Annotated in this window: 15 protein-coding genes; 13 read left to right on the top strand and 2 right to left on the bottom strand. The window is 69.5% G+C overall.

From position 1 onward, the window contains the following. From ACZ53K_RS37365 to ACZ53K_RS37355, 3 genes are all read left to right on the top strand, one after another. Positions 1-501, top strand: a 501-nt coding sequence (locus ACZ53K_RS37365) for a sensor histidine kinase (protein ID WP_468845988.1), incomplete at its 5' end; no start/stop codon positions are given. A gap of 545 nt (positions 502-1046) precedes the next feature. Next, a complete protein-coding gene (locus ACZ53K_RS37360) occupies positions 1047-1349 on the top strand; it encodes a DUF4193 domain-containing protein (RefSeq protein WP_003982531.1) in 303 nt (100 codons plus the stop codon). 15 nt (positions 1350-1364) lie between these two features. Then, a complete protein-coding gene (locus ACZ53K_RS37355; RefSeq protein ID WP_468845978.1) occupies positions 1365-2252 on the top strand; it encodes a hypothetical protein in 888 nt (295 codons plus the stop codon). A 150-nt stretch (positions 2253-2402) separates the two neighbouring features. Here the strand turns inward: ACZ53K_RS37355 and ACZ53K_RS37350 are convergent, their stop codons facing one another. Further along, the gene (locus tag ACZ53K_RS37350; protein WP_468845975.1) at positions 2403-2846 is read right to left on the bottom strand and encodes a DUF3093 domain-containing protein; all 444 of its coding nucleotides are present in this window, start codon (positions 2844-2846) and stop codon (positions 2403-2405) included. A gap of 58 nt (positions 2847-2904) precedes the next feature. On the opposite strand from ACZ53K_RS37350, the gene ACZ53K_RS37345 reads away from it, so the two are divergent. From ACZ53K_RS37345 to kdpC, 7 genes are all read left to right on the top strand, one after another. Further along, positions 2905-3498, top strand: a complete 594-nt coding sequence (locus tag ACZ53K_RS37345; RefSeq protein ID WP_468845972.1) for a PaaI family thioesterase — start codon at positions 2905-2907, stop codon at positions 3496-3498. Further along, positions 3495-4016, top strand: coding sequence for a dUTP diphosphatase (gene dut / locus ACZ53K_RS37340; RefSeq protein ID WP_468845970.1), 522 nt, complete (start codon positions 3495-3497; stop codon positions 4014-4016). The genes ACZ53K_RS37345 and dut overlap by 4 nt, the downstream gene beginning before the upstream one ends. A gap of 1 nt (position 4017) precedes the next feature. Next, positions 4018-4797, top strand: coding sequence for a DUF3710 domain-containing protein (locus tag ACZ53K_RS37335; RefSeq protein WP_468845967.1), 780 nt, complete (start codon positions 4018-4020; stop codon positions 4795-4797). A 315-nt stretch (positions 4798-5112) separates the two neighbouring features. After that, positions 5113-5202, top strand: a complete 90-nt coding sequence (kdpF, locus tag ACZ53K_RS37330; protein WP_073760453.1) for a K(+)-transporting ATPase subunit F — start codon at positions 5113-5115, stop codon at positions 5200-5202. An 8-nt stretch (positions 5203-5210) separates the two neighbouring features. Then, the gene (gene kdpA / locus ACZ53K_RS37325) at positions 5211-6887 is read left to right on the top strand and encodes a potassium-transporting ATPase subunit KdpA (protein WP_468845963.1); all 1677 of its coding nucleotides are present in this window, start codon (positions 5211-5213) and stop codon (positions 6885-6887) included. Between the two features lie 41 nt (positions 6888-6928). Further along, positions 6929-9043: a potassium-transporting ATPase subunit KdpB gene (gene kdpB / locus ACZ53K_RS37320; RefSeq protein WP_468845993.1), complete on the top strand. Its 2115-nt coding sequence runs from the start codon at positions 6929-6931 to the stop codon at positions 9041-9043. Positions 9044-9050: 7 nt separating this feature from the next. Further along, positions 9051-9704, top strand: a complete 654-nt coding sequence (gene kdpC, locus ACZ53K_RS37315) for a potassium-transporting ATPase subunit KdpC (protein WP_468845960.1) — start codon at positions 9051-9053, stop codon at positions 9702-9704. A gap of 113 nt (positions 9705-9817) precedes the next feature. Here the strand turns inward: kdpC and ACZ53K_RS37310 are convergent, their stop codons facing one another. Then, positions 9818-10378 carry a GNAT family N-acetyltransferase gene (locus ACZ53K_RS37310; RefSeq protein WP_468845958.1) on the bottom strand — a complete coding sequence of 187 codons (561 nt, stop codon included), beginning with the start codon at positions 10376-10378 and terminating at the stop codon, positions 9818-9820. A gap of 1313 nt (positions 10379-11691) precedes the next feature. On the opposite strand from ACZ53K_RS37310, the gene ACZ53K_RS37305 reads away from it, so the two are divergent. From ACZ53K_RS37305 to ACZ53K_RS37295, 3 genes are all read left to right on the top strand, one after another. Further along, positions 11692-12051 carry a hypothetical protein gene (locus ACZ53K_RS37305; protein ID WP_468845956.1) on the top strand — a complete coding sequence of 120 codons (360 nt, stop codon included), beginning with the start codon at positions 11692-11694 and terminating at the stop codon, positions 12049-12051. A gap of 55 nt (positions 12052-12106) precedes the next feature. Continuing rightward, positions 12107-12661 carry an RICIN domain-containing protein gene (locus tag ACZ53K_RS37300; RefSeq protein WP_468845954.1) on the top strand — a complete coding sequence of 185 codons (555 nt, stop codon included), beginning with the start codon at positions 12107-12109 and terminating at the stop codon, positions 12659-12661. Between the two features lie 127 nt (positions 12662-12788). After that, positions 12789-13340 carry an RICIN domain-containing protein gene (locus ACZ53K_RS37295; protein ID WP_468845951.1) on the top strand — a complete coding sequence of 184 codons (552 nt, stop codon included), beginning with the start codon at positions 12789-12791 and terminating at the stop codon, positions 13338-13340. The last annotated feature ends 206 nt before the right edge of the window (positions 13341-13546 follow it).

Here is a 13546-nt window from a genome sequence, read left to right as displayed (position 1 = left end):
AAGAAGCCGGTGGACCTGGCCGAGGTGGCCTCGCAGGCCGTCGACCAGACCCGCGCCGAGGCACAGGCCAAGGGCGTGGAGATCCGCGGCGTACGCCAGCAGGCCTTCGTCCAGGGCAACGGGGTGCTGCTGGAGCGCATCGCGCTCAATCTCGTCCAGAACGCGGTGCGCTACAACGTGCCGCAAGAGGGGCAGCGCGAAGCGCTTCCGGTGGAGGGCGGTGGTGGGCGACGGGTGGGCTGGGTGGAGGTGACCACTGAGCCGCAGCAGGGCTGTGCGGTGCTGGTGGTCTCCAACACCGGCCCGGCCGTCCCGGCGTACGAGGTGGAAAACCTCTTCGAGCCGTTCCGGCGCCTGCGTACGGAACGCACCGGCAGCGACAAGGGCGTCGGCCTCGGCCTGTCCATCGTCCGGTCCGTGGTGCGCGCACACGACGGCAGCATCACGGCGACGCCCCGCGAGGGCGGCGGCCTGGAGATGCGGGTCGTCCTGCCGCTGTGAGGGCCGCAGGCGGCCGGGGAGCCGTGGGCGGGGGTTGCGCCCCCGTCTGCGGCTCCCGGCTCGTCCTGCTGTCCTTTTTGACCCGGGACCCCACCTCTTGGCACTCTTGGTCGCCCTCCGCGCGCCGGCCACCCCGGCTTGACGTGACGGCGGGCGGCCATGGATCCTTCGCCAAGTTCGCTTTGCGCTGAATTCCTCCGGTCCGCCCGGCGGTCCGTCCGTGTGTGATCCCTCACAGGCGCGAGATTCGAGCCATCCACTCTCTGTGATCGAAGAGGTCGCCGGAAGGCCGGGAAAATCCGGGTTTCCGGGGGCCTTGATCACGGGAAGTACACGTGATGGCGTGCGCGAGGTGCGACATTCGGACCGTGTACGGTCCTGATCGCCATCCAAACCGATCACCTCTTCAGGGGTGCGGTTGGGTGTCGATTGAGTAACAGACCTTGATGTGAGGCAAAATCTCCGCCTCAGGTCGGGCACAAGTCCGGCCTCTCACGCGTTACGTGCGCTGGAGACACCGCAGACACCCAGAGGGGGAGAGCGACATGGCTACGGATTACGACACCCCACGCAAGACAGATGACGACCTCAACGAGGACAGCATCGAAGAACTGAAGTCGCGGCGGAACGACAAGTCCGCCTCGGCCGTCGACGTCGACGAGTTCGAGCAGGCCGAGGGCCTGGAACTGCCCGGCGCCGACCTTTCCAACGAAGAACTCGCCGTCCGGGTGCTGCCCAAGCAGCAGGACGAGTTCACCTGCATGAGCTGCTTCCTGGTCCACCACCGCAGCCAGCTGGCCGCCGAGGACAAGAACGGCCAGCCGATCTGCCGCGACTGCGCGGCCTGAGGACCGGTCGACGCCGTGGCAGGCGTGAACCCGTTCCGTAAGGGACGCAAGGGCGAGAAAGGCCCGGCGGCCGGCGCACGATCACGCGACGAAAACGCGCCCGTGCCCGCCGACCCGACCGCCCTGCCCGCGGAGCGGACGACCGGCGCACTGGAGGAGCGAGGCCGTGCGGCCTCGCTCGCGGCGGCAGTGGGCCGCGGCGCCAGAAAGGGCCGCGCGGGCGCCCGCAAGGGCGTGGCGGCCGTTGCCGAGCGCATCATCGACGCCGCCCCGCGGATCCCGGTCCGCGACCTGGCGACGTTGCGCCGGCAGTTCCCCGGACTGAGCCCCGAGGAACTGGCCGACAAGCTGGTCTCCGGTGCCACACGAGGCACCGCCACCGTAGGCGCGGGGGTGGGCGCGGCGGCGATGCTGCCGGTGCCGCCCGCCATGCCGGCCGAGCTGGCCGCCGAGATCGTCGGAGTGGCCTCCGTGGAGATCAAGCTCATCGCCGAGCTCCACGAGGTCTACGGCCTGCGTCCCCCGGGGCAGCTCGGGCAGCGCGCCACCGCGTACCTGACCTCTTGGACGGAGGAGCGCGGCATCGACGTCACCAAACCCACGACGGTCAACGCGGCGCTGGGCGGCCAGATGAAGCGCGAACTGCGCCAGCAGATCATGAAGCGCACGCTGCGCAACCTGCCGAACCTGACGCCGTTCATGGTCGGCGCCGCGGTCGGCGCGTTCATGAACCGGCGGGACACCAAGAAGCTCGCGGACAAGATCCGCAAGGATCTGCGCGCCAAACAGGTGCCGTGGGACGCCCTGCCGGACGCCGGCGCCCTGCCGGACACCGATGCGCTGCCGGGCACTGCCGCCCTGCCGCACACCGGCTCGACGCCGCCCCCGGAGAACGCCGCCTGAGGGCCCGCCGACGCGTCGCACGACTGCCGGGGACCGGCTGACGCACCCCGGGCCGCCGGAACGCCCCCTCAGTACCCTCAGAACGGCCTCCAAGGCCGCTGTACCGCCCGTCTACGCTCCTGGCGCCCCCGCGAGCACCCTCCGGTCGGTTCAGGCCCGTACGGCCGCCAGTGCGGTCACCAGGCGCTCCGGCTCACGGGTCGAGAGATACGCGTACGGAGTCGGGTCCTGCGGGTCCGTGATCTCCACCCGCACAGCGGTACGGACATAGCTGCGCAGCAGCATGAAGGCGCGGGTGTCGGCCTTGTGCGTACGCCAGGCCATCGCCTCCTCCGCGTCCAGCGCCCGGGCCTCGCCCAGCGCCGTGACCGGGATCCGGGCGTCGCCCGCGATCAGCGAGTCGCCCACGACGCGGATCCGTACGGAGCCGTACGAGCTGACCGCCACCGCGGACAGCGCCGCGCCGCCGATCAGCCCGCCGAGCATCGGCAGCGTCCCCAGCGGGAGCAGCATCAGGGCGCAGGCCACGCCGATCAGGCCGGCGATCACCCACCAGGAGCGGGGCGCGGTGAGGCGTTCTTCGTACGACTGCATGGCTCCAGCTTGGCACGGCGGCGCGGGCCGGTTACGCGCGCGGGTAGGGTCTGCACTCGTGAGTGGAACCGACAAGGCCCCGACGCGGCTGACGCCACCGGCCGACGCCGTCGCCCCGGTGCGGCACCCCGACGCCCCCGCGCCCGGAGAACTCCTCGGCGCGCACTACGACCACTGCTTCGGCTGCGGCCCCGGGCAGGCCCACGGCCTGCAGCTGCGGGCCCGCGCCGAGAACGGCGTACGGGTGACCGCCGAATTCACGGTCAAGGAGGCCCACCAGGGCGCGCCCGGCCTCGCCCACGGCGGCGTGCTGGCGACCGCCCTGGACGAGACGCTGGGCTCGCTGAACTGGCTGCTGCGGGTGATCGCGGTGACCGGCCGCCTGGAGACCGACTTCCTGCGGCCCGTACCGGTCGGCACGGTGCTGCACCTGGACGCGGAGATAACCGCCGTCCACGGCCGGAAGATCTACTCGACGGCGGTGGGCCGCATCGGCGGGCCCGAAGGCCCGGTCGCGGTACGCGCCGACGCCGTCTTCGTCGAGGTCAAGGTCGACCACTTCATCGACAACGGAAGGCCGGCCGAGATCCAGGCCGCCATGGCCGATCCCGACCAGGTCAGACGAGCTCGTGCTTTTGAGGTGAACCCGTGAGTCAGGTACGCAATCCGGTGGATGTGCTGATCCGGCGTCTGGACCCGGAGGTGCCGCTGCCCGCCTACGGTCACCCCGGTGACGCCGGCGCCGACCTGGTGACCACCGAGGCGGCGGAACTCGCGCCGGGCGAGCGGGCGGTGCTCCCCACCGGAGTGTCCATCGCGCTGCCCGACGGGTACGCGGCGTTCGTGCACCCCCGCTCGGGCCTGGCGGCCCGGTGCGGAGTGGCGCTCGTGAATGCCCCCGGGACGGTGGATGCCGGGTACCGTGGGGAAATCAAGGTGATCGTGGTCAATCTGGACCCGCGCGACAGTGTGCGGTTCGAGAGGTTCGACCGGATCGCCCAACTGGTCGTCCAGCAGGTCGAGAAGGTGCGCTTCCACGAGGTGGCGGAACTTCCCGGCTCGGCGCGGGCCGAGGGGGGATTCGGTTCCACCGGCGGTCATGCGGCGGTGGACGGCTCCACGGGTGGGAATGGATACGCATCGGTCGGTGCCGACCGGGAAGGACAGTGACGTGTTCGGTCGTCGCAAGAAGAACGAGGCTCCCGCAGAGTCGGCCCGGCCGGCGGAAGCAGCCGACGAGACGGCCTCGGACGAGACTTTTGCGGACGAGGGCGCCGGGTCCGGCGAGGAGCAGCGGGTGAACCTGCCCCCGGCCCCCCGTCCCGACGGCCCGTGGGACCTCTCCGAGGTCACGGACGCGGCCGAGGGCCGGGTGGACCTGGGCGGCATGTTCGTGCCCGGCGTCGAGGGCATGGAGCTGCGGGTGGAGGTCGCGGGCGACGCGATCGTCGCGGCGACCGTGGTCCTCCAGGACAGCGCCGTACAGCTCCAGGCGTTCGCCGCCCCCAAGAAGGAAGGCATCTGGGGGGAGGTCCGCGAGGAGATCGGCGTCGGCATCACCCAGCAGGGCGGCGTCATCGACGAGGTCGAGGGCCCGCTGGGCTGGGAACTGCGCGCGCAGGTCCCCGTACAGCTCCCGGACGGCACCAACGGCGTCCAGGTCGTGCGCTTCGTCGGCGTCGACGGCCCGCGCTGGTTCCTGCGCGGCGTCATCTCCGGCCAGGGCGCCGTCCAGCCCGAGGCCGCCGGCATCCTGGAGCACATCTTCAAGGACACCGTGGTCGTCCGCGGCGAGGCCCCCATGGCTCCCCGCGACCCGATCGTCCTCAAGCTCCCCGAGGACGCCCAGATGGTCCCCGACGGCGTCCAGCAGGAGCCCGCGGAAACCTCCCGCTTTGGCGGCGGCGTCGAACGCCTGGAACGCGGCCCGGAGATCACCGAAATCCGCTGAGGCGCGGCGCTCCCCCCAGAGCGCCCGATCGGCTCGAAACCCGCGTCCCGATGGGTCGTGCCCCCTTTCGAGGGGGTGCGGCCCATCGGTGTTTTTGCAGGTCAGGTCAGTGGGCGTATGAGAATCGTCAACGGGGCGCTAATGGCCGTAAGGGAGGCGTCAACGGCGGTCGGAAGTGGTCAGGTTGGGGGTTTGCTCTAGGTGTCCGTTCAACCGAACCCACTAGGAGCACACGATGGCCGACGTGGCCTTCGTCGTCACCACGCTCGCGGTCTTCGCGCTGGTGGCTCTCGTCGCCAAGGGGGTGACGAGGCTATGACCGTCGAGAACGTCGTCGGACTGATCGTCGCCGTCGCCCTGCTCGGCTACCTGGTCCTCGCCCTCGTCTTCCCGGAGAGGTTCTGAGCGTCCTGATGAGCCCCATCCTGGCCGGCGTGCTCCAGCTCATAGCGCTCATCGCGGCGCTCGCCCTGGCGTACCGCCCCCTCGGCGATTACATGGCTGTCATGTACAGCTCGCGCAAGCACCTGCGCGTCGAGAAGGTGATCTACCGCTGCATCGGCGCCGCCCCGGACACACAGATGCGCTGGCCCGCCTATCTGCGCGGGGTGCTGGCCTTCTCCCTGGCCGGTGTGCTCTTCCTCTACCTGCTGCAGCGCCTGCAGGGCGGTCTGCCGCTGTCGCTCGGCTTCGCGTCGATCAGCCCGGACCAGGCGTTCAACACGGCGGCGTCGTTCGTCGCGAACACCAACTGGCAGTCGTACAGCGGTGAACAGGCCATGGGGCACGTCGTGCAGACGGCCGGCCTGGCGGTGCAGAACTTCGTCTCGGCCGCGACCGGCATGGCGGTGGCGATCGCCCTCGTACGCGGCTTCGCCCGTACCCGGACCGGCGAACTGGGCAACTTCTGGGCGGACCTGGTGCGCGGCACCGTGCGGGTGCTGATACCGATCGCCGTCATCGGCGCGCTCGTGCTCGTCGCGTGCGGCGCCATCCAGAACTTCTCCGGCATCCACGGGGTCGGGCAGTTCCTGGGCGGCACCCAGCAGACCAACGGCGGCGCGGTCGCGTCGCAGGAGGTCATCAAGGAGCTGGGCACCAACGGCGGCGGCTACTTCAACGCCAACTCGGCCCACCCGTTCGAGAACCCGAACGGATTCACCAACCTCTTCGAGGTCTTCCTCATCCTGGTCATCCCGTTCGCGCTGACCCGCACCTTCGGCCGGCTGGTCGGCAACGTACGGCAGGGATACGCGATCCTCGCCACGATGGGCGTCATCTGGCTCGGCTTCACCGCCCTGATGATGTGGACCGAGTTCGCGCACGGCGGTCCGGCGCTCCAGGCGGCCGGCGCGGCGATGGAGGGCAAGGAGAACCGCTTCGGCATCGGCGGCTCGTCGATCTTCTCGGTCGCCACGACCCTCACCTCGACCGGTGCCGTGGACGCCTTCCACGACTCCTTCACGGCCTTCGGCGGCGGCATCCAGCTGCTGGGCATGATGCTCGGCGAGATCGCGCCCGGCGGTGTCGGGTCCGGTCTGTACGGGATGCTCGTGATGGCCGTGATCGCGGTGTTCATCGCGGGGCTGATGGTGGGCCGTACGCCCGAGTACCTGGGCAAGAAGATCGGCACCCGCCAGATCAAGCTCGCGGCCTGCTACATCCTCGTCACCCCGACCCTGGTGCTCGGCTTCACGGCCGCCTCGATGGTGCTGCCGGACGCGCTGGGCTCGATGCTCAACACCAAGGCGCTGGGCGCCGGATCGCACGGCTTCTCCGAAGTGCTGTACGCGTTCACCTCCGGCGCCAACAACAACGGTTCGGCCTTCGGCGGACTGAACGCGAACACCCCCTGGTACAACACCACGATCGGGCTGGCGATGCTGCTCGGCCGCTTCCTGCCGATGGTGTTCGTGCTGGCGCTGGCCGGCTCGCTCGCCGAGCAGCAACCGGTCCCCGAGACGGCGGGCACGCTCCGTACCGAGAAGCCGCTCTTCGCCGGGCTGCTGGTCGGCACGATCCTGATCATCACCGGCCTGACGTACTTCCCGGCGCTGGCCCTCGGCCCGATCGCGGAGGGGCTGTCATGACCACCGACGTAAATGACGTACAGCAAGAGGAGCGCCGCTCCATGTCCACCACGACCCCGGCCCGCGCGCCGCACCAGGACGTGCCCAGCGGGCACAAGCCGGACGGCGACGGCCGTGTCGGCGGCGGCCTCTTCGACCCCAAGCAGCTGGTCAGGTCGCTGCCGGACGCGCTGCGCAAGCTGGACCCCCGGGTGATGGTCACATCCCCGGTGATGTTCGTGGTCGAAGTCGGATCGGTCCTGACCACTTTCTTCGCCGTCGCGTCCCCTTCGGACTGGTTCGGCTGGGCCATCGCCGTCTGGCTCTGGCTCACCGTGATCTTCGCCAACCTGGCGGAAGCGGTCGCCGAGGGCCGCGGCAAGGCGCAGGCGGACACGCTGCGCAAGGCCAAGACGGACACCGTGGCGCGGCGGCTGAACGGTTCGGCGGAAGAGCAGGTGCCCGGCACGGAGCTGCGCATCGGCGACCTCGTCGTCTGCGAGGCCGGCGACATCATCCCCGGTGACGGCGACGTCGTCGAAGGCGTCGCGTCGGTCGACGAGTCCGCCATCACGGGCGAGTCGGCGCCGGTCATCCGCGAGTCCGGCGGTGACCGGTCCGCGGTCACCGGTGGTACGAAGGTGCTCTCCGACCGCATCGTCATCAAGATCACCACAAAGCCCGGCGAGACCTTCATCGACCGGATGATCAACCTCGTCGAGGGCGCCGCCCGGCAGAAGACGCCCAACGAGATCGCGCTGAACATCCTGCTCGCCTCGCTCACCATCGTCTTCCTGCTGGCCGTGGTGACCCTCCAGCCGTTCGCGATCTACGCGGGCGCCGAGCAGTCCATGATCGTACTGCTGGCGCTGCTGGTCTGCCTGATCCCGACGACGATCGGCGCGCTGCTGTCGGCCATCGGCATCGCGGGCATGGACCGCCTGGTCCAGCGCAACGTGCTGGCCATGTCCGGGCGCGCGGTCGAAGCGGCCGGCGACGTCTCCACCCTGCTGCTCGACAAGACCGGCACCATCACCCTCGGCAACCGCCAGGCCGCCGAGTTCGTCCCCGTCAAGGGCGTGACCGAGGCCGAGGTCGCGGACGCGGCCCAGCTGTCCTCACTCGCCGACGAGACCCCCGAGGGCCGCTCGATCGTCGTCCTCGCCAAGGAGAAGTACGGCCTGCGCGAACGCCACCAGGGCGAGCTGACCGACGCCGAGTGGGTGCCCTTCACCGCCCAGACGCGGATGTCGGGCGTGGACGTCACCGAGAACGGCGCCGTACGCAAGGTCCGCAAGGGCGCGACCGGTTCGGTCATCGCCTGGGTCGAGGAGCAGGGCGGCACCGTCCCCGACGACGCCGACCGGCTCGCCAACCACATCTCCGAGGCAGGCGGCACGCCGCTGCTGGTCGCCCTGGAGGACGAGCGGGGCGCCCGCGTCCTCGGCGTCATCCACCTCAAGGACGTCGTCAAGGACGGCATGCGCGAACGCTTCGTCGAGCTGCGCAAGATGGGCATCAAGACCGTCATGATCACGGGCGACAACCCGCTGACGGCCAAGGCCATCGCCGACGAGGCGGGCGTGGACGACTTCCTCGCGGAGGCCACGCCCGAGGACAAGATGGCGCTGATCAAGCGCGAGCAGGCGGGCGGCAAACTCGTCGCCATGACCGGCGACGGCACCAACGACGCGCCGGCCCTCGCCCAGGCGGACGTCGGCGTGGCCATGAACACCGGCACCTCGGCCGCCAAGGAGGCCGGGAACATGGTGGACCTGGACTCCAACCCGACCAAGCTCATCGAGATCGTCGAGATCGGCAAGCAGCTGCTGATCACCCGCGGCGCGCTGACCACCTTCTCGATCGCCAACGACGTCGCGAAGTACTTCGCGATCATCCCGGCGATGTTCGCGGTGGCCTACCCGGGCCTGGACACGCTCAACATCATGCGGCTGCACAGCTCACAGACCGCGATCCTGTCCGCGATCATCTTCAACGCGCTGATCATCATCGCGCTCGTACCGCTGGCCCTGAAGGGCGTCCGCTACCGGCCGGTGAGCGCGGACCGAATGCTCCGCCGCAACCTCGGCATCTACGGACTCGGCGGCCTGATCGCCCCCTTCATCGGCATCAAACTCATCGACCTGCTCATCTCTGCGATCCCCGGGATCGGGTGACTCCCTCATGAACAACTCGGTACGCAACACCGCCCGCCTCCTCGGCGCCGGACTGCGCGCCCTGCTCGTCCTGACCGTGGTCTGCGGCGTGCTCTACCCCCTGGTCGTCACCGGCGTCGCCCAGGCCGCCTTCCACGACAAGGCCAACGGCTCGGAGGTACGGCAGGACGGCAAGACCGTCGGCTCCGAACTCCTCGGTCAGCGCTACGACAAGGGAACGGACAGCAAGGGCAACCCGATCCCGGACCTGCGGTACTTCCAGCCGCGCCCGTCCGCGGGCCTGGGCAGCAACCGGACCAACGGCGTCAACACCCAGTACGACCTCCAGGTCTCCGGCGCCACCAACCAGGGCGCCACCAACACCGACCTGATCGCCGCGGTCAAGGAACGCAAGGAGTGGGTCTCCAGGACCTACGGCGTCCCCGAGTCCGAGGTCCCGGCGGACGCCGTCACCTCCTCCGGCTCCGGCCTCGACCCGGACATCTCCCCGGCGTACGCGAAACTCCAGGCCGCCCGGGTGGCGAAGGAGAACCATCTGGACCGCTCGAAGGTCGACCGCCTGGTGGCGGACACCACGCAGGGGCGGGAGCTGGGGTTCATGGGGGAGCCCCGGGTGAATGTGCTGAGGCTGAACATGGGGCTGCGGGAACTCACCAAGTAATCAGGCTCGGCGCTGGGACACGGCCGGGGCCCGAGCGACCGGCCCGCCCGAACGACACGGGCGGGCCGCCGCCGTTTCCGGCCCCATTCCCCGGCACCGCACCGGAGAAGCGGCTACCAGACGTCCCCGCTCCGCCAGTCGCACGCGAGCTGTCCCGTGAGGTCCAAGGAGGCGGCTGCGGCTGTGGCTCCGGGGAGGACGTAGATGGCGCCGTCCTCCTCCTGGGTGCGGCGTACGCCGGTCGGAGAGACGACGGCGGACGGCCCCTGCCAGAGCTGCCAGCCGCGGGCGGCGTAGAAGTCGGTGGCGGTGTCGGAGGCGCTGAGAGCGCCCAGGTCGTAGGCACCGCGTACGACCCCTTCCAGGGCCGTCATCATGGCGGCGCCATGGCCCCGGCCACGCCGGTCCGCGCGGACACCGACGGCTTCCACGTAGCCGCAGCGCAGGGGCCGGCCGTCGTGCAGCATCTGGCGCTGTACGACGGAGGCGTGACCGATCAGCTCGTCGCCCTCCCACGTCAGGGCGTGCATGCCGCCCAGCGCGTGGTCCCAGTCCTCCTCCGACAGGTCGCCCTCGAAGACGTCCTGGAGGAGTGCTTTGGCCGCGGCGCGGGTGCGGGTGTCGAGTTCCGCGGTGTGGACGAGCCGGATGTGTACGTCGGTCATGGTCGCCATGATCGCGGAGGGGGTGGGGGAGGGGCCAGGGGCGTGACGGGGCGCCGACCGAACGGCGTTGGCGTGTACACGACCGTCGTGATGGGATGAGTCCGCGAGTACGCCCACAGTCCCTCCGTGCCGGCCAGGCCGGCCCGGTCGGCCATCCTTCCAGCCCGACGGCCTGCCGCCACACCCGGGAGCGGACTGGAAGGTGAAACCCAACCGGTCGCGACCGGTGCTGATCTGGTGTCATATAGGGATGTTGCTCCACTTACCATTCCATGTGGCGATGTGGGTCGTCCTGTTCTGGCTTCCCCCGCACCCGCATCGAGGAGCAACTGAACAAGCGGAAGCCCAAGGTCAGCTCCGTCCCGCTCTGAGCCCACCGCTACCGCGGTATCGGGCCGCGCGCCGCCCTGGAGATCGCCGCGCGCTCGGCTGGCACCTGGCCGAAAACACCCGGGTCCGGCCGACCGTCGAACTGCCCCTGCGCCGCACCCGCGGACCGGCCTCCTGAGTCCCGGGCGCGGCGGCACGCCCGAACCAGGGGTCCTTGGTTCGAACGGAACCGCCTAGTACTGCGAAAAGCAGGAACGGGCTCCCAGCTCATTCGTCTCAGCCTCGTCGAGATACGGTGTGGATTCCTTGGCGATCCGGGAGAGAGGCGAGTGGGCGACGGGGGACTTGCCTAGGTATTTCTGAGTGCCGCGGGAAGGGCGCGCCCGGGCAGGCGCTCGGCTATCACCCGGGCATGTCGGCTCGGTTCCGCCGCTATGGCGACACGTTCTCCGGGGTGTCCCCGCTGCCACTGTGCGTACGTCGCGTCGCAGGTGCAAAAGGCGTCCCATGCCGGTCGCCCATCGGCAGCGTCACATTCCGGCATGGCAGGGACGGTTCGCTCTGCTCAAACCGGTTCCGTGCAGCGCTAAAGGGGGCGCGAAGGTTCCGGTCGGCACCGGGCGGGGCGTCGTGCGGATCGCCTGTCGCTCCTGCGAATGCTTCTGCCTTACTGGTGGTCCCGTGCGCTGTTCGTACGCCACGTGCCGGAAAAGGGCGGCCCTTTGGAGGGTGCGAGGTACCGGCACTCGACCATCTCGTCCGGCATGCATGAGTCTCATTCTCATCACAGCGGCAGCACCAGAATCTAACGATTCGGTGAAGAAATGTACTGACGGTGAATCAAGCCCGGCTCGTACCGAGTTGACTGCTACCTGCCGGATCGTTAAGACTTCACGACTTATCCATCTCGTGCATATTTGGGTTGCCCGTACGGGGGGCTAGAGGGGTTCCTGCACACCGAAATGAGCACAGACAACAGCACCTTCGCGCGTATGAGGACGGTCGGCACGCGCGGAATCGACACGACCTCCGCCCTGGGGCTGTCGGTCGGTGCCGAGACCGGTGACGAGCAGTGGACCGACGCCGCGTCCCTCTCGCGCCTCGACCCGAGCGCGGACGTCCTCCTGCTCGGTGACCATGACTTCGTACGCGAACTGATCCGCCTCGCCCCCGCTGACGCTCACGGGATGGGGCTGTTCGAGGCCGCCCGGGGGCCGGGAACAGCCGTGTCCCGGCGGACCGGCAGCCATTCCGCGCTGCGCGGCCGGTATGCCCGCCAGACCGGCCGCGTCACCGCCAAGGACTTCGCCCGCGACGCGACGTGGAAGACCTCCACCCCGCTCGCCCGCTGACCACTGCCGCTGAACTCACCCACGCCACTGACTGAGGAAGAAGATGAACCCCACCATGTCTCGGAGCATCCGAGCCGCGCTGGCCATTGCCGGCAGCGTCGCCGCGCTGGCCGGCGGTGTGACCACCGCCCACGCGGACCAGGCCACGCCCCGCGCCGCCGCCTCCGCGCCCACCTTCGTGCAGCTGCAGGTCGCGCACAGCGGCAAGTGCCTCACCATCGACAAGGGCAGCTTCGCCAACGGTGCCAACGCGGTGCAGCAGACCTGCGCCGACGACCTGGACAACCAGGTCTTCGAGCTGGTGCCCACCGGGTCGGCCAGCTTCGAGGTGCGGGCCCGCCACAGCGGCAAGTGCCTCGAAGTGGAGAACAGTGGCCAGCAGGCCGGTGCCAACGTCCAGCAGTGGTGGTGCACCGGAAATCCCCAGATGCGCTGGGAGATGAACATGGTCGACATGACCAAGGGGCTCTACGAACTGCGTCCCACGCATGTTTCTGACCGCTGCCTGGACATCGACCACGCCAAGACGAACGACGGCGCGAACGCACAGCAGTACCCCTGCAACGGGACCAACGCCCAGCAGTGGCGCATCCTGCCGGTAAAGGCCTGAAGGCCCCACCGGTATTCCTGAAACGCGCAGAGCCGGTCGTCTCGGAAATCGGCTCTGCAGCGCCAGGCAGAGCATCATGCCCGGCTGTCGCGGGCAACAACGACTATCAAAGGATACGGATTCCACGATGTCTCGGACCATTCGAGCCACGCTGGCCATAGCCGGCAGCGTCGCCGCGCTGGCCGGCGGCGTGACCACCGCCCACGCAGAGACTGCCTCCCCCCGGCTTGCCGCCGCCGACGAGGGAACGGTCGTGCAGTTGAAGGTGGCGCACAGCGGCAAATGCCTGGACCTCGACCACGCGAAGAAGGAGAACGGCGCGGGGGTCCGGCAGAACACCTGCGACGGGACCATCGCCCAGCAGTGGCGTGCGGTTCCCGTCGCGAATTCCGCCTTTGAACTGCGGGCCGTGGCCAGTGGGAAGTGCCTTGAGGTCGAGAACAGCGGCAAGCAGGTCGGTGCCCGTATCCAGCAGTGGACGTGCAGCGGCGGCCCCAACATGCAGTGGCGGTTCTTCCTCGTCGACCCGGTGAAGCATCTCTTCCAGCTGCGTCCCATGCACGTCGAGAAGCGCTGCCTGGACATCGACGACGCCAAGATGACGGACGGCGCGAAGGCCCAGCAGTGGTACTGCAACCAGACCGATGCCCAGCTCTGGCAGTTCGAGCCGGTCAAGTGAGTTTCCGCCGCCTGACGTGCGAAGGCGGCGGACCCACGTCGTGAGTCGTCAAGGGACAGTGCCGTACGGACGGCACTGTCCTTTTTCGTGTCTTCTTTCGCTCGCCGGCCACCGCTCGGCCCATTGGAAGCCTGCGTGCAGCGGCACGCCACGGCCACCGCGCACGGTGTCCCCGGCCGGTGCCGTCCTCCGGGCGGCGCCGGCGC

It is taken from the genome of Streptomyces sp. NPDC033221 (assembly GCF_055577005.1).
The sequence above is the reverse complement of the archived record's forward strand: the minus strand, read 5'-3'. Positions and strand labels throughout refer to the sequence as shown.

Bases quoted from the DNA above. Each gene is read 5' to 3' on its own strand.
- ACZ53K_RS37360 (WP_003982531.1), top strand. From the start codon at position 1,047: ATGGCTACGGATTACGACACCCCACGCAAGACAGATGACGACCTCAAC.
- ACZ53K_RS37350 (WP_468845975.1), bottom strand. From the start codon at position 2,846: ATGCAGTCGTACGAAGAACGCCTCACCGCGCCCCGCTCCTGGTGGGTG.
- kdpF (WP_073760453.1), top strand. From the start codon at position 5,113: ATGACCGTCGAGAACGTCGTCGGACTGATCGTCGCCGTCGCCCTGCTC.
- kdpA (WP_468845963.1), top strand. From the start codon at position 5,211: ATGAGCCCCATCCTGGCCGGCGTGCTCCAGCTCATAGCGCTCATCGCG.
- kdpB (WP_468845993.1), top strand. From the start codon at position 6,929: ATGTCCACCACGACCCCGGCCCGCGCGCCGCACCAGGACGTGCCCAGC.
- kdpC (WP_468845960.1), top strand. From the start codon at position 9,051: ATGAACAACTCGGTACGCAACACCGCCCGCCTCCTCGGCGCCGGACTG.
- ACZ53K_RS37310 (WP_468845958.1), bottom strand. From the start codon at position 10,378: ATGGCGACCATGACCGACGTACACATCCGGCTCGTCCACACCGCGGAA.
- ACZ53K_RS37305 (WP_468845956.1), top strand. From the start codon at position 11,692: ATGAGGACGGTCGGCACGCGCGGAATCGACACGACCTCCGCCCTGGGG.
- ACZ53K_RS37300 (WP_468845954.1), top strand. From the start codon at position 12,107: ATGTCTCGGAGCATCCGAGCCGCGCTGGCCATTGCCGGCAGCGTCGCC.
- ACZ53K_RS37295 (WP_468845951.1), top strand. From the start codon at position 12,789: ATGTCTCGGACCATTCGAGCCACGCTGGCCATAGCCGGCAGCGTCGCC.